Origin of the sequence: Proteus sp. HMSC14B05 (assembly GCF_001808035.1) — a bacterium.
Lineage (GTDB): Bacteria > Pseudomonadota > Gammaproteobacteria > Enterobacterales > Enterobacteriaceae > Proteus > Proteus mirabilis.
Genome location: NZ_KV792000.1, coordinates 113,653 through 136,716 on the forward strand (window position 1 = coordinate 113,653; position 23,064 = coordinate 136,716).

Here is a 23,064-nt window from a genome sequence, read left to right on the forward strand (position 1 = left end):
AACAGACTCTCTTTGCTGTAAAAGAGAGTCTTATTGTTAGGCCAATTCGCGTTTAATGGGAATATAATACTCAAAACGCTTAATATGATCTTGTGGCTCGGCGGTCATCACATTGTCATAGTGCACTTCTTTAAGATAATACTTTTCAATATCATGTCCTTTACGGCGAGTAAGCCCCATGGTTGGCAAGCAAACACCATAAATTAAGAATAAAAATTCCTGCATGGCGCCTCGTTTTGCCTCTCCCTCGAAGTCAAAGCGAATATAATCGCCAGCCTCCAATATGACTTCATAAGCAGTATCATCTTCTACAAAACTCGCATAAGCAGGCTCAACGGCGGTGGTGTAGATAACACGCTGTTCATCTTCATGCTCATCACTGTGTTGTGTATGGTGCAAACCATAAACCTCATGGGGGATAGTGTTTACCTTAGTAATATAATTTTGCCAAAATGTCTGACGCATATCGGAACAAGCATTGGCCCATTGTTCTAGTGTATGGCTACAAGTTTGTTCAATACCAATCAATTTTATCTCCGGTAATTGCACATATTCCCATTTAGGCAAAGGCTGAGGATCTAATTTTATTGGAGGACAAATACCTACAGCACACCACTCATCAGAACGGCGATATAGGGCTGGAGTTCTATCAAACTGCTTTTTAAAGGCGCGAGTAAATGTTTGTTGAGAATCAAAACGATATTGTAAAGCGATATCTAAGATAGGACGACTTGTTAAACGCAATGCCACAGCCGCGCGAGATAGACGCCTCGAACGAATATAAGAACCAATCGCTTGCCCCGTTACTTCTTTAAACATGCGTTGTAGGTGCCACTTAGAGTAACCCGCTTTAGTTGCGACATTATCGAGGGATAGTGGCTGATCCAGATTATTGTCAAGCCAAGCGAGTAAATCACGTATGATGTTGGTTTGATCCATACATCTCCCTTAGTCATATTCGTTTATTTATGCTGTAGATGGTAAATAGCCTGAACGTCTATAACAAGTTATATTGTTAGATAAAGATGAAATATAGTCTTTTTCAATGAGTCATGTATACAAATTATTCTACCAGTTAACAAAAGTTTGCTTTATCCTAGACAAAATCATTCTTTCTTCTTTTTATGGAATAAATTTAATATGTTTAATTTCAAAAAGATACTCGCACTTTCTATCTTGCTTCCGATGTCAATAATGGTGAAAGCTGAAGAAATTGGTTATGTCGATACGGTTTTTAAGTTTTTTGGTGCCAATCATAAAATTGTCATTGAAGCTTTTGATGATCCTGAAGTCAAAAATGTCACTTGCTATTTAAGCCGTGCTAAAACAGGGGGCATTTCCGGTAGTTTAGGGCTTGCTGAAGATACCGCCGATGCGGCTATTTCTTGCCAACAAGTAGGGCCAATCGAATTAAGCGAAAAAGTCTTAAAAGGTAAAAATCGTGGTGATGTTGTTTTTCAAAAAAGAACGTCACTAGTCTTTAAAAAGCTACAAGTGGTGCGTTTTTACGATAAAAACCGCCATGCACTGATATATCTTACTTACTCTGATAAGGTTATCGATGGCTCACCGAAAAATGCCATTAGTGCAGTACCCATCATGCCATGGAAAGAGTAATTTTTTTAATTAATTAACAAAATTAATAAGATTAAGTGTAAGAAATTTTTTTAGTTGATAAATTAGTTTCTATTTAAAATAGTCGCTAAGATCAATTTTTATCTTTTATGCTTTAATAAAGAAAAACCCCGAAACTGAAATCCGGGGTTTTTAGCATTATTTTTACTAGGGTAACACTGATATCACTCGTCTAAATCACCACAGAAACGATAACCTTCACCATGGATAGTGGCGATAATCTCAGGTGTATCAGGGGTTGATTCAAAGTGTTTACGAATACGACGAATGGTAACGTCTACAGTACGATCATGAGGTTTTAATTCACGACCCGTCATTTTTTTCAGTAATTCTGCACGAGTTTGGATTTTTCCTGGGTTTTCGCAGAAATGTAACATCGCACGAAACTCACTACGAGGTAATTTATACTGTTCACCTGTAGGGCTAATAAGAGAGCGACTATTAATATCTAGCTCCCAACCATTAAATTTATAGCTTTCAACTAAACGACGCTCTTCTGTGCCATTCGCTAAATTCATAGTGCGTGACAATAAGTTACGAGCACGGATAGTTAATTCACGAGGATTAAATGGTTTAGTAATGTAATCATCGGCACCAATTTCAAGGCCTAAGATTTTATCAACTTCATTATCACGACCTGTTAGGAACATTAATGCAACACTTACCTGTTCACGTAATTCACGGGCTAATAGAAGACCGTTTTTACCAGGAAGATTAATATCCATAATAACCAGATTGATATCATGGTCGGACAGAATATTATGCATCTCGTTGCCATCAGTGGCTTCGTGTACGATATACCCTTCAGCTTCGAATATGCTTTTCAGGGTATTACGAGTAACTACTTCATCTTCAACAATCAGAATGTGCGGGGTTTGCATATTTGCTACCTAAAATTACCAAAAATAGAAAAAGGATATCTGTGTGTAACTTCTGTGTGTGCAAGGTGTGTGGTTATTCATTTTTGTTATTAGCACGCCAAAATTAGACCCAGATGAAAATTCGATAAATAACCATCACGTTATTAATTACAAACATGACCTATTTTACTGACAATGGACGTTAAAATCAGAATGTAAAATGCCCATAGTCTATTAACAGCAATATAACACCTGTTGTATTAAATACCATCTAAAAAGCTAACTTTTGTTGACACATATCAAAATCAAGATAACAGCTTAACCTTGATTTCAATAGTTAACTATATAATTTGATTTATGTAATGCAAAAGAAAAATATATGTTAAATATAGTGAGATTTTATCTTTTTACCAGTTTTGTTACAAAAAAAGAAGTGAAATAAAATACCTTATTATTTGTAAAAGTACAAATGTCTAAGTAACTCTTAAATGGTAGCGTTATTTTCTGTAACTCCCCCTTATTAGTAGTAATATGTATACTACAATATAAGTAATGCTCGAATAAATTTTATTTAAATTGTAGGTAAATTGAGGCAATAGAAAAGAAAAAATTTGACATCTCTCTCGCTTTGCTTTAACCAGTATAGGGTCAAACTAATTTTGAGACAGACAGGATTGTTATGCGTACTTACAGCCCAGTGACTATGAATACAATTATTACCACCACCACCACCGGAATTTTATATTGCGGGGCGGGCTGTCGCATATAAAAAACAAAAAACGAAAAAGCCCGCATTGAGAAATGCGGGCTTTTTTTTGGCGAAAAATCAGGAGAGCTGTATGCGAGTGTTAAAATTTGGGGGAACTTCAGTTGCCAATGCAGAAAGGGTGCTGAATGTTGCTGATATCGCTGAGAAAAAACGAGAGCAGGGACAAGTCGCTCTGGTATTATCAGCACCTGCCAAGATAACGAATTACTTGGTGGCAATGATTGAAAAAACGGCAGAAGGAGAAGAACCTCTCACTCAAGTACGAGAAGCAGAGCAAATCTTCGCTAATCTATTGCAAGGTTTAAGAGAAAATCAACCTGGTTTTGATTACCAAGGTTTAAAAGACAAAGTTGAGCGTGAGTTTGCTGAGATTAAACATATCCTGCATGGTATCTCCCTATTAGGGCAATGTCCTGATAGCATCAATGCTGCGATGATTTGTCGTGGTGAAAAGCTTTCGATTGCCATTATGGAGTCGGTGTTACAAGCTAGAGGATATAACGTTACCGTCATTGATCCGGTTAAAAATCTCCTTGCTCAAGGTCATTATCTCGAATCGACAGTGGATATTCCTGAATCAACTCGCCGTATTTCCGCCCTTAATATTCCGAAAGATCATATGATCTTGATGGCAGGTTTCACTGCCGGTAATGAAAAAAATGAGCTTGTGGTTCTCGGTCGTAATGGCTCAGATTATTCAGCCGCCGTATTAGCCGCGTGTTTACGTGCACAATGTTGTGAAATTTGGACGGATGTTGATGGTGTTTACACCTGTGATCCACGCCTCGTCCCAGATGCACACCTATTAAAAGGCATGTCCTATCAAGAGGCGATGGAACTTTCTTACTTTGGTGCCAAAGTCCTTCATCCACGCACTATTGCACCTATTGCTCAATTTCAAATCCCTTGTTTAATTAAAAATACGGGCAATCCAGAAGCACCGGGTACGTTAATTGGTGATGGTCAAAAAGATGACAGCACGCCGGTAAAAGGGATCACTAACCTGAATAATATGGCAATGATCAATGTATCAGGGCCGGGTATGAAGGGAATGGTGGGTATGGCGGCTCGTGTCTTTTCCGTGATGTCGCGAGCAGGAATATCGGTAGTATTAATTACTCAATCTTCATCTGAATACAGTATTAGTTTTTGTGTACCGCAAAAAGAGCTAATTAGAGCGCAAAAAGCACTGTCAGAAGAATTCTATCTAGAGTTAAAAGATGGCGTACTTGATCCGTTAGATATTATGAACAATGTTGCTATCATCTCGGTTGTCGGTGATGGTATGCGCACCCTTAAAGGGATCTCAGCCCGTTTCTTCTCTGCTTTAACTCGAGGCAATATTAATATTGTTGCTATTGCTCAAGGCTCTTCTGAACGTTCTATCTCTGCAGTTATTGCCAATGATGCAGCGACGAATGCGGTGCGTTTATGTCACCAAATGCTCTTTAACACTAACCAAATCGTAGAAGTCTTTATTGTCGGTGTCGGTGGTGTTGGCAGCGCGCTAATCGAGCAGATCCATCGTCAACAAGCATGGCTAAAAAACAAACATATCGACCTACGTGTTTGTGGGATTGCCAATTCACGTGCGATGCTAACCAATATGCAAGGTATCGATTTAGATAATTGGCAACAAGCGCTACAAGCAGCTAAAGAGCCTTTTAGCTTTAGTCAGCTTATTCGCTTAGAAAAAGAGTACCACTTCCTCAATCCTGTGATTGTTGATTGCACTTCAAACGAAATGATTGCACAGCAATACGCCAATTTCTTACAAAATGGCTTTAATGTTGTTACGCCTAATAAGAAAGCCAATACGATGTCGATGGATTACTATCATCAAATTCGCCAATCAGCGGAAGCATCACGTCGTAAATTCTTATATGACACTAATGTTGGTGCGGGTTTACCTGTTATTGAAAACTTACAGAACTTGCTTAATGCTGGCGATGAGTTGGTGCAATTTAATGGGATTCTTTCTGGCTCACTCTCTTATATTTTTGGTCAGCTAGATGAAGGAAAAAGCTTGTCTGAAGCGACACTTTCTGCGAAAGAAAAAGGCTTTACAGAGCCAGATCCAAGAGATGATCTCTCGGGAATGGATGTTGCACGTAAACTGCTTATTCTCGCTCGTGAAGCGGGCTATCAATTAGAGTTGAGTGATATTGATGTAGAACCTGTTTTACCTAGCTCATTTGATAGTACAGGTGATGTCGAGAGTTTCTTAAACCGCTTACCTCAAGTAGATGTTGAGTTTGATGCTAAAGTCGAAGAAGCCCAAAAGTCAGCGAAGGTATTACGTTATGTGGGGATCATCAATGAAGGGAAATGCCAAGTCAAAATAATGGCCGTTGATGCTAACGATCCTCTCTTTAAAGTAAAAAATGGTGAAAATGCGCTAGCCTTCTACACTCGCTACTATCAACCAATTCCTTTAGTTTTACGTGGATATGGTGCAGGAAATGATGTCACTGCTGCTGGGGTATTTGCAGATGTATTACGTACACTATCATGGAAATTAGGAGTTTAAAGGTGGTTAAAGTTTATGCACCGGCGTCAATTGGCAATGTGAGTGTCGGTTTTGATGTGTTAGGAGCCGCAGTTTCGCCTATTGATGGTCAATTATTAGGAGATTGCGTAACCGTTGAAGCGGCGCAAGAATTTCAACTTCACAGCAAAGGGCGCTTTGTTAGTAAATTACCTTCTGATGCTAAGCAAAATATTGTTTATCAATGTTGGGAGCTATTTTGTGAAAAATTAGGTAAACAATTACCTGTCTCGATGACACTTGAAAAAAACATGCCGATAGGCTCAGGATTAGGATCAAGTGCTTGTTCTGTTGTGGCTGCACTCGTTGCATTAAACGAATTTGCTCACAAACCATTTAGTGAAAGCCACTTATTATTAATGATGGGAGAGCTGGAAGGCCGTATTTCCGGTAGTGTGCACTACGATAATGTCGCGCCATGTTATTTAGGTGGTCTACAACTTATTTTGGAACAAAACGACATTATTTGTCAGCCTGTGCCAGCTTTTGACGATTGGTATTGGGTGATGGCTTATCCGGGGATCAAAGTCTCAACGGCACAAGCAAGGGCTATCCTCCCTAAACAATACGATAAAGCTGATATTATTAATCATGGTCGTTATTTATCTGGATTTATTCATGCTTGTCATACACAACAACCAAAACTTGCCGCAAGCTTAATGAAAGATGTGATTGCAGAGCCCTATCGAACACAGTTGCTCCCTGGTTTTGATAAAGCGAGAGAGGCTGCATTACAAAAAGGCGCGCTTGCATGCGGTATTTCAGGCTCAGGGCCAACGCTGTTTTCTATTACTGATTCATTGGCTATTGCCCAAGATGTGGCGCAATGGTTACAACAACATTATGTACAAAACGATGAAGGCTTTGTACACATCTGCCGTTTAGATACTCGTGGCGCAAGAGAGATAGGGTAAGTAATGAAATTATATAATTTAAAAGATAACCAAGAACAAGTCAGCTTTGCTCAAGCGGTTAAACAAGGTTTAGGAAAACAGCAAGGACTCTTCTTTCCCAAAGACTTGCCTTCATTTTCTCAAGCAGAAATTGATGCGCTATTAAAATTAGACTTTGCAACACGCAGTAGCCGTATTTTAAGTGCTTTTATCGGTGATGAAATTCCTGCTGATGTGTTAGCAAAACGTGTAAATACGGCATTTGCTTTTCCTGCGCCAGTGACACAAGTAGAAGAGGATATTAGTTGCCTTGAACTCTTCCACGGACCGACGCTGGCTTTTAAAGACTTTGGTGGCCGTTTTATGGCTCAAATGTTATCAGAAGTCGCGGGTGACCAGCCTGTTACAATTTTAACGGCGACATCCGGTGATACAGGAGCAGCGGTCGCTCATGCTTTCTACAAGTTAGATAATGTCCAAGTCGTGATCCTCTATCCCCAAGGAAAAATCAGCCCATTACAAGAAAAACTATTTTGTACATTAGGGGAAAATATTCATACTGTTGCTATTCAAGATGACTTTGATGCTTGCCAAGCATTAGTCAAACAGGCATTTGATGATGAATATTTAAAGAACACCATGCATTTAAACTCGGCTAACTCGATTAATATTAGCCGCCTACTGGCACAAATCTGCTATTACTTTGAAGCGGTTGCACAAATTCCAGCTGAAAAACGTCAACAATTAGTCATTTCTGTACCAAGTGGTAATTTTGGTGATCTCACTGCAGGATTACTGGCTAAATCTATGGGATTACCTGTTAAACGCTTTATTGCAGCGACCAATGTGAATGATACCGTTCCTCGCTATTTAGATAGTGGTAAATGGGAACCACATCGGACAATAGCAACACTTTCAAATGCGATGGATGTTAGCCAGCCTAATAATTGGCCTCGTATTGAAGAGTTATATCATCGCAAAGGTTGGCTGTTGTCTGATCTTTCGCATGGGGCTGTGAGCGATGAAACGACGGAAGAAACCGTACGTGAACTGGCACAAAAAGGCTATATTTCAGAGCCTCATGCGGCGGTTGCTTATCGTCTATTACGTGATGAGCTACAAGAAGGAGAATATGGGGTATTTTTAGGTACAGCTCATCCGGCGAAATTTAAAGAAAATGTCGAGCGTATTTTAGGTGATACATTACCTTTACCAAAAGAATTAGCTGAGCGTGCTGATAAAAAATTACTATCGCATCTTTTACCGGCAGATTTTTCTCAATTAAGAGCATTTTTGTTAGAACGAGCACCTAAATAAATATAATTATTTATATTAATTAATTTTGTTTTTATTAAAAAGCTCACTATAAGGGTGAGCTTTTTTATTGTTTTAAATAATTTTATACCCAAATAAAAATAAGAAAATAATCATTTAATGCTAAGGAGAATTACACTAGTTTTTATCTCTTAATGTAATTAACAATAAAGAGGTAGACTATGGGTAGATTTAAGAAAATTAATATCAATGATGATATTGAAAGAATTACACTAGAAATAGTGAAATATATTAAAGAGCATAGTGTTGAATTACCTTTTAATATTGATTCAGTAAGACGTGTTTTAATTGAGAATTATATTTATATTCTTACTTATAAAAATGAATATGCTGCTAATGACTTTCTAATAAAAATAGAAAGTAATTTATCTCTTTATAATCGGGATAAATTTACTAAAGCGATTGATTTTATTGTAAAAGAGATTAATGCAAGTATAGAAAATTTATTTGTTAATAATTCTTATCTTACAAACAAAAATTATCAAAAGCTAAATAAAACACGTATTAATTCAGTATTTCAGCATTACCCATCAGGATTTTTTCACTTAAAAATAGAAAATAAAAACTTATTTATACAGATAGATAATACCAATCAATTATTTAAAATCATTGACTTTGAAGGTACAGTGGAATTCTTTTCTAAAAAAGATGACCTTATTCATACTATTAATCAAATGGTTAAAAACAGTGTTGCTGATAACTCTATATCTTACCGATTTTACGCTAAGAACGAATATTTTAATTTCTTTACTCTCGATAAATATTGGCAAGTAACACCTAAAGATATTTATGCCGAAGTTATTAATGATATTAAGGCAAAAAAACAGGTACATATTGATAGTCATTTAACTATTGAATTAATAGATAGCTATTCATATAAAAATATTTTTATTGTTAGAGACTCTAATGAAAACTCAGAAAAAATACTCCATATATATCTTAATAATATTGATGAAGCATTCTTGATTGCCGTAGCTAAACATCGTCAGCTAAAAGAAAATGGTGAACATTTACTTTATAAATTAAATAAGGATTGGTTCTTTACTAAAATGAAAGATAAATCCGTTAAATATTTTTCACAAACTTCTGATTTATTAATACCATTAGAAAAGATAATGGGCAGAATTAATCTTGTCGCTTCAGCTGAAAATAATTATAATTTTAGCCATTTTGATCCACTTTCAGGGGTATGTTATGGAATAAGTTTGAAATATTTATTGGAGGTTAGAAATAATGGTATAGAAGGAGGGAATAAATATTTACATTGGCTAAAGGAAAATATTAACCTTTACAAGGACAAAAAAGAAAAGATATCTGATAAGCTTGAAAAAATTATATTTGATAGTGTACAAGAATATGAAGTATTAAAATTGATTAAAGAGATCAAGGAAATTAAATTCGCACAGATTTTTCAAATGGAGAGAATATATGAAAAAATAAATTATACAATTTTTGATTTAACAAAGGCGACCGAATACCGAAAAATTTTAGCAGAAAATGGCTTGAAAGCATCGAATGCAAATAGGCTAGAAAGTAGTCTCTCACAAATAAATTATCACTTAGAATATATAATGCAATATTATAATGAATATTATGCGATTATTGCATTTAAAACACATGCCATTGCTCTTGCTTATAAGAGATATTCTAATAATCATTATAAATTTACGCTATTTGATTCTAATTCTGAATTGACGGAATTTTCTAATATAGAATCAATAAAAGACGCTTTAATAAAAACAATGGGCTCTTATACTCTAAATAAAGCTGATGGAAAAGAATATTTTATAATTGATGAATATAAAAGAAATCCTACAACAAAATATCGTAGTTTATGGGATCAAAATGAAATCGAGTTACATAAAGGTATTGCTGAAAATATAAAAAAAATTGGTTTTTCATTGCCTTTTAAAGATGGTGTTGTTGGACGAGTTATTCATTACAGTGAACAGCGTGATCTCATTTTAGAACTTAAAATAAATAGTAAATTAGTTGAAGTCGTGGTCAAAAATGTTTTTGTTGATGAGGGAATATTTTTAGTTAAAAATAATTTAGATAAAATTCTTGAGAATAATAAATCCAGTAAAGTAATTATAATGAGTAATAGTGATGGTATTGATATTCAATTTACTGAATTTAATGCACATCAAAAAATGAGTAAGCCAAAAGGATATCTGGAATTTAATGATGTTTATTATCGAGATTTAATTAAGATTAATAGTTATTTATTAAATGGTAAAAAATCATTTTCATTGAATAAAATTGTTTCATTAATTGATACACTAAGGGGGAATATTTATTTTGATAAAATAACAGCCAGTTTTTCTATAATTGATGAAATTATACTATTTAATCAAAACAATGAAAATATTTCTCTTGTTGATATCCTGAATCAAGTGAAACAGAAAATAGAAGATAAATTATTCTATGGCGATCTCCTTTATGGAAAGGAAAAGTTAATTGCATTAGCACAAAAAAATAGCCTAGTAGCAGCAATTTTTTATCGAATGATGGTTAATGAAATCAATGAAGGTTATACTGGAATTAGTAATTTTATTTATGAGCAAATTATTGATAACCCTTTTTTAATATTAGATAAAAATAGAAATATCGGGGTTGTTGGTTATGATTATACGATTAATTTTAAAAATAATTATAAAGCGTTAAAAGAAATTATTGATGGTATTGATGTTTCTGAAATAAAAAATATTTTTCTTTTAGATGATGAAAATAGACTGCACTTAAAATTAACTTATCAAAGATTATCAGAATATAGAAACAACAAGTATGTTAATAAGCTTCTTCATTTGATTGAAGATGAAATTGATTCTATAAAAAAAACAGATGATGCAGGTATTTATCGTGATTTATATCTGGAGTTTTTTAGCAATCATCAGTTTAATAATAGAGTGATTATTCATGAAATAGCACAATTAGAAAGTTATTTTAATAATAATTATCAGGAGCGAAACCATGGCTATCATCCTAGTAATTTTTATATTAATGAAAATGATCCTCTTACCCTACTAGAAAAGTCATTTAATCAGAACAAAAATGAAATAGATGGTAGTTATCTGTTATTTAATGAAAGTAAAGAAAATTTTGATTTTTTATTTGTTGATAATAATTTTATTACTAGAGATTTTGTAGATAATATTATTATTGAAAGCATTAGTGGCGTTTATCAAGATGATATCGTCATTTATTTCTATAATGGTGTAAAAAGTGAACAATTAACACAATACTTAAAAGATAAACCAGAAATAGGCCGTTTTCTTGATTATTGTTTAAAACATGAAATAAGAGTGATTGCTGCTGGAAATGAAGAATACTTTCCTGCCACCAATGCGCTTGTTAAGCAGAAAAGCCGTGTTGAATCACTACAAAATGTTATTTTACAACATCAATTTGTTGGTGAAAGAACAATTGTTTTTGCCAATAAGGAGACTTTATTTAGTTATCAAAGTGGTCATTTATTTATTGAAGGGATTGCTCAGCGGCTAAATATGCCTATTTATACTGTGACGGATAACAGTGTTATACTTGAAAATGAATACATTATGGTAAAACCGACGACTGAAAGTCAGTTTATTGGTCACCCTTTACTTGCTGATACAGGTGCATCTAATACGCTACTTACTGAAACAGTACCTAATGAGCCTAATACAATGTCTAATAGGCAAAGAGTAGATATTGAAAATAAAAACTATGCTGCAGAAATCTATCAATTCGTCTCACACAATTACACTAATTATAGAGATAATCAAGAGTTTAAGTTAGGTTATCAGAATGAGATTAGCACTATTTTTCCTGACTATTCTGACAATATGACCATTGCTGATATTTTAAATTACATTCAGTTAAATCGCTATCAGATCAATTATGCTCAATTAGGTGCAATTATTAGGAAAGTCGATCAAATTAACCTTAAATATCATAAAGAAAAACTTGCAGAGTTCAGTGATAAAATAATAAATCACGATTTACTTATTGATAATGCAATTGAGAAATATTTGGTTGAATTATCGGCAATATTTAATACGTCAGATAATAGTTTAATAAAAAGGAATTTAATTCAATCACTTTATGATCCCTCTGTTAATAAAGAATTTAACCAATTTTTAATGGATGGAACGAACTTTGAACAGTGGCAAGAAATAACTAATAAAGACTATGGGAATTATAGTTTAACGGAAAGAACGTATCAAGTTATTGAAATTATTCATGCAATTTATGATACTCCTCACTTAATAGATAATTTAAGTGAACTATCTAAAAATAGGCTTAATGCTTTTTTTGATGAGGGTAATAAAGGTATTTTATCACGAGTATTATTGAACATAATTTCAAGCTTTGAACTCTATAAAGAGACCATAAATAATTTAAAAAAACTCGCTGTTATCAGTCAGTCTGATGAAGAGATTAGCGCTTTATCGCCGACAGAAGCATTAAATAAACTCAATGAATTTAAAGGCGAAGTTAACTTAGCCACAAGTGAAGATAGCTCTACCATTTCTTCTAAAGTAGAAATTAATAATCTTGTCATTGACAAAAGATTACTCTGTTATTTAGGTGCAAAGATAAATGGTGAAAGTATCGATGCGATAGATCTTAATCAGATAGAGAACTGGGATAAAAAAATTACTTTTGATCCTCAGCATCTTAATGATTATTTTTTATCTGTGACGGGCAATGAAAAAGATAAAGAAGTTATTGTATTATTACGTTATCTATTAAATAGCAAACAAGATAAAATTAAATATTTTCTTTCTCATATGGCCAGTAGAGCTGATTATGTCGCGGCTCATGAAAGATTAATTAAAATAATAGCATTAGGTAGTAAACAGTATAATCAGCAAGATTGGGAAAATTTAAGAATACCTTCATTAAAAATTCCCAGACATATGAGAGTTATCAGTAAAATTGGTTACGCTAATATTAGCTTCGGTATATGGCAATCAATCAATTCAACCTTTATGCTTGCGGAGCAACTTAATAATCCGCTATTAACCCCTCAAGAGCATAGAGAGACCATCAATAATCTTGCCATAACATGGTCAGAAATGGCCTATAATGGCTTATCTGAACTCATTGAAATCGCTTTAGCTAAAGGATTATTAAAGTACCGTAATAATCCTTTGGAGTATATTAGTAAAACCAGCACTCGAATAGGTATCGGGCTTAATATCCTGTCTATTGGATTTGATATCTATAATATCTACGATAACTTTAGTCGTATCTCAGTAGAAAAAAATGAAAAACGACGGATTGACTATATTGTGAATGGCTCTTTAGCTATAGTTTCCGGATTGGTTACTTTGGGGGTTTCTATCGCAATGCTTGCTGGCTCGACGGTCGCGGGGCCTATTGGTATTGTCGCGGGCGCTGTTATCGCCTTAGCCATTTCAATTTATAATGCCGCAAGACTGATAGAAGAAGCGAAAGAAAAAATAGGATTTACACCACTAGAAGAACTTAATAATGGTTTTTATGCATTTTTAATGGGGGATATCTTACCAAGCAAAAAGAATGAAATCGTCTATTTAGAGACAATATCACAGTTAGAAACCATGATTGACCAAAATGCGCAAGAACATCTTAAAGAAATAAAAAAACAGGAGCCTCACAGTTATTATTTTTATACGAATGAGAAACAACTTTATGAAGAACATCATTATTATAAAGTGATCCCTCGTATATTGGGGAAAACGTTAGATAATATACTTAATCCGTTTGGAGAAATTGTTGTACAACGAGTGGCGAAAAATTTAAGTAAAGAAGAAGCAGAAAAGATAGCTGCGCTTTCTCATTATCTTAGTGTCGAAAGAACGGAATATAAATACTATGTTCCTAAAGAAGCCATCGCAACAGATGAAATTCTCATTTTTGATATGGATTTTTATGTTAATCAATTAAATCGTTATACGATTAATTTTGCATTTGAAGATGATAATCCTGTTTTTGAGGATGAGGTGAATATCTCTTTTTTTGATAAAATAAGAACAACAAAAGAAAAAACATGGCAAAATTTATCATCAGGAGAATTAACAGATGATTTAATTAAATCAACAGCTGAAAAACAATATTTTGAGCCAAGTTGGCGTGAGAATGAGCTATTTTATTTTAATACTTATAATGGGGATGATATTATTGCTGCACCATTAATAACACAAAATATATTTGATGTTCATAATGGGACTAAACGATTAAGTGGAGGAGAAAAAGATGACACCTTTAATGTGTTCACTTCTGAATCTCCTCGTTATGCCAGCCGTTTTTATGGTAGAGAAGGTAATGATACATTACGTATTATTCAGACAGAAAAAAAATATATAGGGTATGAAGTTAATCTATCTAAAAATTATATTAAATTTATCGGGGGAGAAAATAAATCCAATAGCCAGAGTTTTCATGCCAGACTTTTTATCTTTCAAGAGCAAGGACAAATCTATACTCATAAATTAGCGGATACAATGCCTAATATAACACTACAAAAACAATCCGTTATTGCCTATTTAGAGAGTATTGAAAATGTAGTAGGCAGTGAAATAGGTAATGATATTATTTATGGTGACCAAAAAAATAACTATTTAAATGGCATGGGAGGGGTAGATTCATTATATGGATTAGCTGGAGATGATACGCTGGTATTACGGGAAGGTTATGCACAAGGAGGGGCGGGGAATGATAGTTATACTATTCTAAGAGCATCAAATACGGATAATAATGTTAAACAACTTGAAACTATTATTGATGAAGAGACGCATACAGAAGCTAGTCTTATCCAGTTAAATTATACTTTTGATGAAATTACCGCTATTTCTCGTCGTGAAACAGATATTGTTTTTACGCTTAAAGTTAGTAATGATAAAGATCCTGATCAATTTATCGAGCATTTAATTGCATTAAGTCATGTATACCAAGATAAAAATAGTCAATTATTAGCCCATCGATATACCATTGTGACTATGGATGGTTTTATACTTACTATTAATGAAAATAATAATCAACCAAGAGAGGTATCATATAACTTTAGTTATTTAGAAAAGTATAATCAGCAAGAGAAGCTTCAACAGCTTTCTATTAATGACGATAAACACACATTGTCTATTCAATCTGAAAATAAAACTAAACTTATTCAATTATTACCTGAGCTACAATACAGTGGTTTCTCTTCTGGAGAACATTTAAAGCTTAATCTACAGGGTAATAGCGAGAATAATCATTATGCTGGAATTGCGGCTCATTCATCAATTAAACTGAGTCGCGGTTATGACAATTATCAAATAAGCTCATTGCTAGCTAAAAATAGAAATGAAAAGATCACTATTTCTCTGAGTGATAATGATAAACAATTAACATCTGATTGTACTAGTCATTTCTTTTTATCCGATGTGAGTGGATTTGATTTGATGTTTAGTGATGGCGTTTTATCTCATCGCTATAATCCTGATGCTCATATTAAACTTGTTTTCGATACGGAAAGTGTTAGTGCTATTTTTAACTCAGGAATGACACTTCAATTTATTGATAAAGATAATCGAGTTTTTCATTTGCCTAAGCCAGACAGCGGTCAGCGTTTACTGATCCCCACTATCACTTTGGATGTTAGGTTGAGTCATCAAAGTGATGTTCTGATGATCCCACCCTCCCTACGTTTAAATAAAGAGGCATTATCATTGTATCCTCAGTATTTTCATAGAGAAGAACCATCATCACGTTCAACGCAATTACAGCGTATTATATCCACTCAAACACTAGAGCCTTATCCATTAAAGGTAACAGAATTACTGAGAGATGATATTGCCGTTAATGATAATCAACCTGTTAATTCTATTTTGTCTCTCAATAAACTATTTTCAAACAGATCACAAGATATATTCTCTCAAGCCATAGATTTATTACCAATGATAGAATTAATGGATAGTGATGATATTGTTGTTAATCATAATCAAAGTAGTTCAGTGATTGATGGGGGGAAAGGTGATGATCATATTATTGTCAATAAAGGGCACCATATTTTAATTGCTGGGGAAGGTAATGATAATCTTAATGGCGGAAGTGGACATGATCTGTTTATTTCAACCTCAGGGAATGATTATCTAAGTGGAGGAAGTGGTAATAATGTTTATATAGTACAAAAACGTCATAGTGAAGTGACGGTGTATGATGAAGGTGAAATGAGCCATATTTTTGTATTAGGGTTATCTGAGCATGAAAAGTTAATATCTTCCCAAGTAGGTGAAGATTGGCAGTACCGAACTACCGATAATCAGTTTATTTTAACGGTTAAAACAACAAGGGTAGGGAAAGCTGAAAATAATACGGTGAAGGTTGTGGAAAAGCAGCAAATATTGTCACCACGAGCGCTTGCGACAATTATTCAACAAATGGCTCAATTTAATCAGCAACAACTATCGACGATGCAAGGCAGTGATGTTATTCCCTCATCAAACTGGTCGCCTTTAGCTGTGGTCGTTAAGCATTTATAATTTCCCTTGTGACCCAATAAAAATAGCCCTAGTTTCAGGGCTATTTTTATGAATTACTATCATTTGATAGCAAAAAATGAGGCTTATTTTGCTAAATGTTCTGCACGTTTAAAGACAAGGGTATTGCCTTCAGACTCGGCGGCATTAAATTGATAACCCTCTAGATTAAATTCTTTAAGTTGTGCCTTATCACTTAATCTTTCTTGAATAATAAAACGGCTCATTAAACCTCTTGCTTTTTTAGCATAAAAACTAATCACTTTATATTTGCCATTTTTCTCATCAAGAAAAACAGGTTTAATAATTTCCGCATTGAGTTTTTTTGGGTTGACTGATTTAAAATATTCATCAGAGGCTAAATTAACCAAGATATTATCCCCTTGAGCTTCAAGGGCGTTATTTAACTTTTCAGTAATTATGTTACCCCAAAACTGGTATAGATCACTGCCTTTTTTATTGTTCAGTTTTATGCCCATCTCTAAGCGGTAAGGTTGCATTAAATCGAGTGGGCGCAATACGCCATATAAACCGGAAAGGATACGTAAATGCTGTTGTGCAAATTGAAAGTCGTCATCTGTGAAAAGTTCAGCGGCTTGCATTCCGGTATAAACATCACCTTTGAACGCTAAAATGGCTTGTCGCGCATTATCGGGTGTAAAGTCAGGTTGCCATTCACCAAAGCGAGCCGCATTTAGTCCTGCCAATTTATCACTAATTTTCATTAAGCTTGCGATATCACTGGACGACAGTTTTCGACATTCTGTAATAAGTTGTTGGGAATATTTTAGCAATTCAGGCTGGGTGAACTGCGTTGTTGCTAAAGGCGATTCGAAATCCAGTGTTTTAGCTGGTGAAATAGTAATTAGCATAATTCCCTCAATAGTTATTTTGATTTAGTTCTACTATAGCAAATTGTTTGGTAGATAAGTTAAATCATAATAATAGGAAAAAACAATACTTTCACCAATGTGCCATAAAATAGACATATTAAACGATTCAGCCTGAGTTGTTATTCTGTTTTTTGCTACTTTTGTTTTGCGAAATCGTTTGGCATTCAAATAATTGCTTTCGATGAATCTAAGCATCTTGTAGTGTGAGCAGTCCATGTTATTATCAATAGATATCCGCAGGTGACTGCAAACAGATTTACCTAGTAGATGAGATAAACAAAATGACCAACAAATTAACTTCTTTGCGTAAACTGACTACAGTTGTAGCTGATACAGGTGACATTGCAGCAATGAAACTGTATCAACCTCAAGACGCAACTACCAACCCTTCTTTAATTTTAAATGCAGCCCAAATTCCTGAATATCGTAAATTAATCGATGAAGCGATTGAATGGGCGCGTTCACAAAGCGATTCTCGCGAGCAACAAATCGTTGATGCGTGTGATAAACTTGCTGTCAATATCGGTTTAGAAATCTTAAAACTGATCCCAGGTCGTATTTCAACAGAAGTTGACGCACGTCTTTCTTATGATACCGAAGCCTGTATCGTCAAAGCGCGTCGTTTAATTAAACTGTATAACGAAGCGGGTATTAGTAACGATCGTATCCTGATTAAACTTGCTTCTACATGGCAGGGTATTCGTGCAGCTGAGCAATTAGAAAAAGAAGGTATCAACTGTAACCTAACTTTACTGTTCTCTTTTGCTCAAGCTCGTGCATGTGCAGAAGCTGGTGTATACCTGATCTCTCCATTCGTTGGCCGTATTATGGATTGGTATAAAGCCAATACAGATAAAAAAGAGTTTGCACCAGCAGAAGATCCAGGTGTTATTTCTGTAACTGAAATTTATAACTACTATAAAGAGCATGGTTATAACACCGTCGTTATGGGAGCTAGCTTCCGTAATATTGGTGAAATTTTAGAATTAGCAGGTTGTGATCGCCTAACTATTTCTCCTGCGTTATTAAAAGAGTTATCAGAAGCACAAGGTGAAGTAGAGCATAAACTATCCTTTAATGGTGAAGTTAAATCACGTCCTGCGCCAATCACTGAAGCTGAATTTTATTGGCAACATAATGCTGATCCAATGGCTGTTGATAAATTATCTGATGGTATTCGTAAATTTGCGGTTGATCAGGAAAAATTAGAAAAAATGATTGCAGATTTATTATAATCTGGCGTTTAATTCTTATAAAAACTGACAACACCCACTTTAAATAGGGGGGTGTTGTCTTTTTTTTTATTGCAAAATAATATTTAAAATAATTTTAAGATTAAATTGATTTGAATAAATAATTTATCCGGTAATAATTATAAAAATTAATTATTAAAAACATCCTATTTATTATTGGTGAATTATGAAAAAGATGGTTTTGGCAACAGTACTGGCATCGCTCTTTTTTAGTAGTGTTGCTATGTCAGAAGATAAAACAGCCTTCTCTTTACCTGCGATTGAAAAAAGTGCGGAAGAAGGGAATGCCGCTTCTCAGTATCAACTTGGTGTTAAATATGAAGGTGGCGAAGGTGTAGAACAAAATACACAAAAAGCATTGGAGTGGTACACAAAAGCGGCTGAACAAGGTCATGCAGAAGCGCAATTAAATTTAGCGTTAATGTATGATATGAATGATGATATTGAGCGTGATGCTGAAAAAGCGGTTTATTGGTATAACAAAGCGGCTGTTCAGGGACTCTCTTTAGCACAATACAATTTGGCCGTCTCTTTTGATGAAGGGGATGGTGTAGAGCAAGATCATGAAAAAGCAGTGTATTGGTATACAAAAGCCGGTGAACAAGGTGATAGCGATGCGCAGTATAATTTAGCGATTTCATATGATGAAGGTATCGGTATCGAACAAGATCATGAAAAAGCGGTGACTTGGTACACTAAAGCCGCAGAGCAAGGTCATGCTGATGCACAATACAACTTAGCTGTCTCTTACGATGAAGGCGAAGGGGTCGAGCGTGATGGTAGCAAAGCGGTATTCTGGTATACCAAAGCGGCAAATCAAGGTAATCGAGATGCACAAAATAACCTTGGTGTGATGTATGACGAAGGTGATGGTGTAGCAAAAGATCAACGTAAAGCGAATGAATGGTATAAAAAAGCTGCGCTACAAGGTAATGGCTTGGCACAAAATAACCTTGCAATAAACTATTATTATGGCAAAGGAGTTAAACGTAACTTGAAAGAAGCCTATGCATGGTTTGCTGTTGCTGTAGAAAATGGTGAAGGTGATGAGGCTATGCTAAAACGAACCGCCCGTGCCCTCAATGCTGCTCAATTAGCAGAAGCTAAACTTTTAGCTGCTTCTTATATTGCTAAATATCTTGATGACTAAGATTAAATCATTAATGTGATAAAAAACGGGAGTATAAAACTCCCGTTTTTTTATAGCTAAAATAACATAATAGCTTTTACTGAGATTGTTTTTAATTCACCCGTGTTCTCGTGTTAATATCAGCACGCTAATTGGCAGTTATTGATTAATTTGAGGTTGATATGAATGAATTACGTATAGGACTGGTTTCTGTTTCTGATCGTGCATCCAGTGGTGTTTATGAAGATAAAGGCCTGCCCGCTTTAGAAGCTTGGCTAAAAAAAGCAATCACAACCCCTTTTCATATCGAATCACGTTTGATCCCCGATGAGCAACTGATGATTGAACAAACATTATGTGAACTGGTTGATGAAGCAGGATGTCACTTGGTTTTAACAACGGGAGGCACAGGGCCTGCTCGTCGTGATGTTACGCCTGATGCAACATTGGCGATTGCTGATAGAGAGATGCCAGGCTTCGGTGAGCAAATGCGCCAAATCAGTTTGAAATTTGTTCCTACGGCGATTTTATCTCGTCAAGTGGGAGTTATTCGTAATCAAGCCTTAATTTTAAATTTACCGGGACAGCCTAAAGCAATCGCAGAGACATTAGAGGGATTAAAAGACAGTGAGGGACAGGTGATTGTCAGTGGTATTTTTGCCAGTGTTCCTTATTGTATTCAATTATTGGATGGCCCTTATATCGAAACTAACGAAGAAATTGTGGTTGCCTTTAGACCTAAATCAGCACGCCGTTCTACATCTGCTTAATACATTGCATCGGTTGTTTTTGTTATTAATATTGAATGTGAGTACGTTTTGCAACCTAATAAGATTAAATAAGAACAACCTGCTATTTTTACCTATGAGTGATGATTTATTGATCATTGAGATAACCCGCTTTGTGTAATAATTGATTGAAACTGTTATATTTCAATTAGTTATTTTTTATATTAATGGATTATCGTTGTTGTTTTACATCATCATAATGGGTTAAAGATAATATTTGTCATAACCTATTGATATGTAATATTTATTTTTTATATTGTTATTTTACTAGATCTTTTTTTTATCTTTTTACTATTTTTTTTTATTTTTCCCCTTGATGAATGTATTTATGACCCCATCTATTTTTCAACTGCAATTACCACTATTGAGTTGCGTTGATGTTTATCCGCTTTGTGATGATATTGAGTCCATTAATTTTTTGACTTGAAAAATGAATATTCATCCTCATATAGATTGGTAATCAAATTGATAAAGAATTCTCTTTGGAGGCGTTTAAATGGGTAAAATTATTGGTATTGACCTGGGTACAACTAACTCTTGTGTTTCTGTAATGGACGGTAAGAATGCCCGGGTTATTGAAAACGGTGAAGGCGATCGTACCACTCCTTCAATTGTTGCATATGCACAAGATGGTGAAATTCTAGTTGGTCAACCAGCAAAACGTCAGGCTGTGACTAACCCACAAAATACATTATTTGCCATCAAACGTTTAATCGGTCGTCGTTTCGAAGACGCGGAAGTACAACGTGATGTTTCTATCATGCCTTACAAAATTATTAAAGCTGATAATGGTGATGCATGGGTTGAAGCACGTAACGAAAAAATGGCTCCACCACAAGTTTCTGCTGAAGTATTGAAAAAAATGAAAAAAACAGCGGAAGATTACTTAGGTGAACCAGTTACAGAAGCTGTTATTACAGTTCCTGCTTACTTTAATGATGCGCAACGTCAAGCAACTAAAGATGCGGGTCGTATCGCGGGCTTAGATGTTAAACGTATTATTAACGAACCAACAGCTGCGGCATTGGCTTATGGTTTAGATCGTGAAGTGGGTAACCGCACTATCGCTGTTTATGACTTAGGTGGTGGTACATTCGATATCTCTATCATCGAAATTGATGAAGTTGATGGCGAAAAAACCTATGAAGTTCTGTCAACCAATGGTGATACTCACTTAGGTGGTGAAGACTTCGATAGCCGTTTAATTAACTACTTAGTTGATGAGTTTAAGAAAGAACAAGGTATTGACCTGCGTAATGATCCATTGGCAATGCAACGTCTGAAAGAAGCTGCAGAAAAAGCAAAAATTGAATTATCTTCAGCTCAACAAACAGATGTGAACTTACCTTATGTTACTGCTGATGCGACAGGGCCTAAACACTTAAATATCAAAGTGACTCGTGCAAAACTGGAATCTTTAGTTGAAGACTTAGTAAAACGTTCAATGGATCCAGTAAAAGTTGCATTAGAAGATGCGGGCTTGAAAGTTAGTGAAGTAAACGACGTTATTCTGGTTGGTGGTCAAACTCGTATGCCTATGGTACAAAAAACTGTGGCTGAGTTCTTCGGTAAAGAACCACGTAAAGACGTTAACCCAGATGAAGCTGTTGCTATGGGTGCTGCTGTTCAAGGTGGTGTATTAGCTGGTGATGTTAAAGATGTTCTGTTACTTGACGTGACTCCACTGTCTTTAGGTATTGAAACTATGGGTGGCGTGATGACTTCGCTGATTGCGAAGAATACCACTATCCCAACTAAACATAGCCAAGTATTCTCTACCGCTGAAGATAATCAATCAGCTGTAACTATTCACGTATTACAAGGTGAGCGTAAACGTGCGAGTGATAACAAATCACTGGGTCAATTTAACTTAGATGGTATTCAACCTGCACCACGTGGTATGCCACAAATTGAAGTGACTTTTGATATCGATGCTGATGGTATCTTGCATGTATCTGCAAAAGATAAAAACAGTGGTCGTGAACAAAACATCACCATTAAAGCTTCTTCAGGTTTAAATGAAGAAGAAATCCAAAAAATGGTACGTGATGCAGAAGCTAATGCAGAAGCAGACCGTAAATTTGAAGAGTTAGTGCAAACACGTAACCAAGCAGATCAATTAGTTCACGGTACACGTAAACAAATTGAAGAAGCGGGTGACAAATTAGCGGCTAACGATAAAGAAGCTATCGAAAAAGCGTTAAGCGAATTAGAAATTGCTTCTAAAGGTGAAGATAAAGCTGCTATTGAAGCAAAACTGCAAGCGTTAGTTGAAGCTTCAAAACCTCTGTTAGAAATTGCACAACAACAAGCTCAAGCGGGTGCAGGTAATACTGCCGATGCAACTGATGCAGGTGCGAAGAAAGATGACGATGTTGTCGATGCAGAGTTTGAAGAAGTAGACGGCAAAGATAAAAAATAATGCCCTTAACGGGCCGCGGTAACTCAATGATGAACAGTTACTGATACCGA

Annotated in this window: 12 protein-coding genes and 1 other annotated feature; of the genes, 9 read left to right on the forward strand and 3 right to left on the reverse strand. The window is 35.1% G+C overall.

Annotated elements, in window-relative coordinates; all coding sequences use genetic code 11:
• Positions 1-36: 36 nt before the first annotated feature.
• Positions 37-939, reverse strand: coding sequence for an MDR efflux pump AcrAB transcriptional activator RobA (gene robA, locus HMPREF3129_RS14630; RefSeq protein ID WP_004252649.1), 903 nt, complete (start codon positions 937-939; stop codon positions 37-39).
• Between the two features lie 201 nt (positions 940-1,140).
• Here robA and creA point away from each other — a divergent pair, with 201 nt between their 5' ends.
• Positions 1,141-1,617, forward strand: a complete 477-nt coding sequence (gene creA, locus HMPREF3129_RS14635) for a protein CreA (RefSeq protein WP_004248955.1) — start codon at positions 1,141-1,143, stop codon at positions 1,615-1,617.
• Positions 1,618-1,799: 182 nt separating this feature from the next.
• Here creA and arcA read toward each other — a convergent pair whose 3' ends face one another.
• Positions 1,800-2,516, reverse strand: coding sequence for a two-component system response regulator ArcA (gene arcA / locus HMPREF3129_RS14640; protein WP_004245226.1), 717 nt, complete (start codon positions 2,514-2,516; stop codon positions 1,800-1,802).
• Between the two features lie 678 nt (positions 2,517-3,194).
• Positions 3,195-3,313: a sequence feature (Thr leader region), on the forward strand.
• 21 nt (positions 3,314-3,334) lie between these two features.
• Here arcA and thrA point away from each other — a divergent pair.
• The 4 genes from thrA (at position 3,335) to HMPREF3129_RS14660 (ending at position 16,532) form a co-directional block, all read left to right on the forward strand.
• Entirely contained in the window at positions 3,335-5,794 is a 2,460-nt protein-coding gene (gene thrA, locus HMPREF3129_RS14645; RefSeq protein ID WP_004245224.1) for a bifunctional aspartate kinase/homoserine dehydrogenase I, read from the forward strand.
• 2 nt (positions 5,795-5,796) lie between these two features.
• Entirely contained in the window at positions 5,797-6,726 is a 930-nt protein-coding gene (thrB, locus tag HMPREF3129_RS14650; RefSeq protein WP_004248956.1) for a homoserine kinase, read from the forward strand.
• A gap of 3 nt (positions 6,727-6,729) precedes the next feature.
• A complete protein-coding gene (gene thrC / locus HMPREF3129_RS14655) occupies positions 6,730-8,022 on the forward strand; it encodes a threonine synthase (protein ID WP_004248957.1) in 1,293 nt (430 codons plus the stop codon).
• Positions 8,023-8,201: 179 nt separating this feature from the next.
• Positions 8,202-16,532 (forward strand): calcium-binding protein, encoded by an 8,331-nt coding sequence (locus HMPREF3129_RS14660; protein WP_070487107.1) that lies wholly within the window; start codon positions 8,202-8,204, stop codon positions 16,530-16,532.
• A gap of 83 nt (positions 16,533-16,615) precedes the next feature.
• On the opposite strand, the gene yaaA is transcribed toward HMPREF3129_RS14660, so the two are convergent.
• Positions 16,616-17,401, reverse strand: a complete 786-nt coding sequence (gene yaaA / locus HMPREF3129_RS14665; RefSeq protein ID WP_004248959.1) for a peroxide stress protein YaaA — start codon at positions 17,399-17,401, stop codon at positions 16,616-16,618.
• 302 nt (positions 17,402-17,703) lie between these two features.
• On the opposite strand from yaaA, the gene tal reads away from it, so the two are divergent.
• The 4 genes from tal to dnaK all read left to right on the forward strand — a co-directional run bounded on the left by tal (position 17,704) and on the right by dnaK (position 23,014).
• Positions 17,704-18,657, forward strand: coding sequence for a transaldolase (tal, locus tag HMPREF3129_RS14670; RefSeq protein ID WP_004248961.1), 954 nt, complete (start codon positions 17,704-17,706; stop codon positions 18,655-18,657).
• A gap of 184 nt (positions 18,658-18,841) precedes the next feature.
• Positions 18,842-19,825, forward strand: a complete 984-nt coding sequence (locus tag HMPREF3129_RS14675; protein ID WP_004245216.1) for an SEL1-like repeat protein — start codon at positions 18,842-18,844, stop codon at positions 19,823-19,825.
• A 161-nt stretch (positions 19,826-19,986) separates the two neighbouring features.
• The gene (gene mog / locus HMPREF3129_RS14680; RefSeq protein WP_004245215.1) at positions 19,987-20,574 is read left to right on the forward strand and encodes a molybdopterin adenylyltransferase; all 588 of its coding nucleotides are present in this window, start codon (positions 19,987-19,989) and stop codon (positions 20,572-20,574) included.
• Positions 20,575-21,088: 514 nt separating this feature from the next.
• Complete coding sequence (gene dnaK / locus HMPREF3129_RS14685) at positions 21,089-23,014, forward strand: molecular chaperone DnaK (RefSeq protein ID WP_036919727.1); 1,926 nt, start codon at positions 21,089-21,091, stop codon at positions 23,012-23,014.
• The last annotated feature ends 50 nt before the right edge of the window (positions 23,015-23,064 follow it).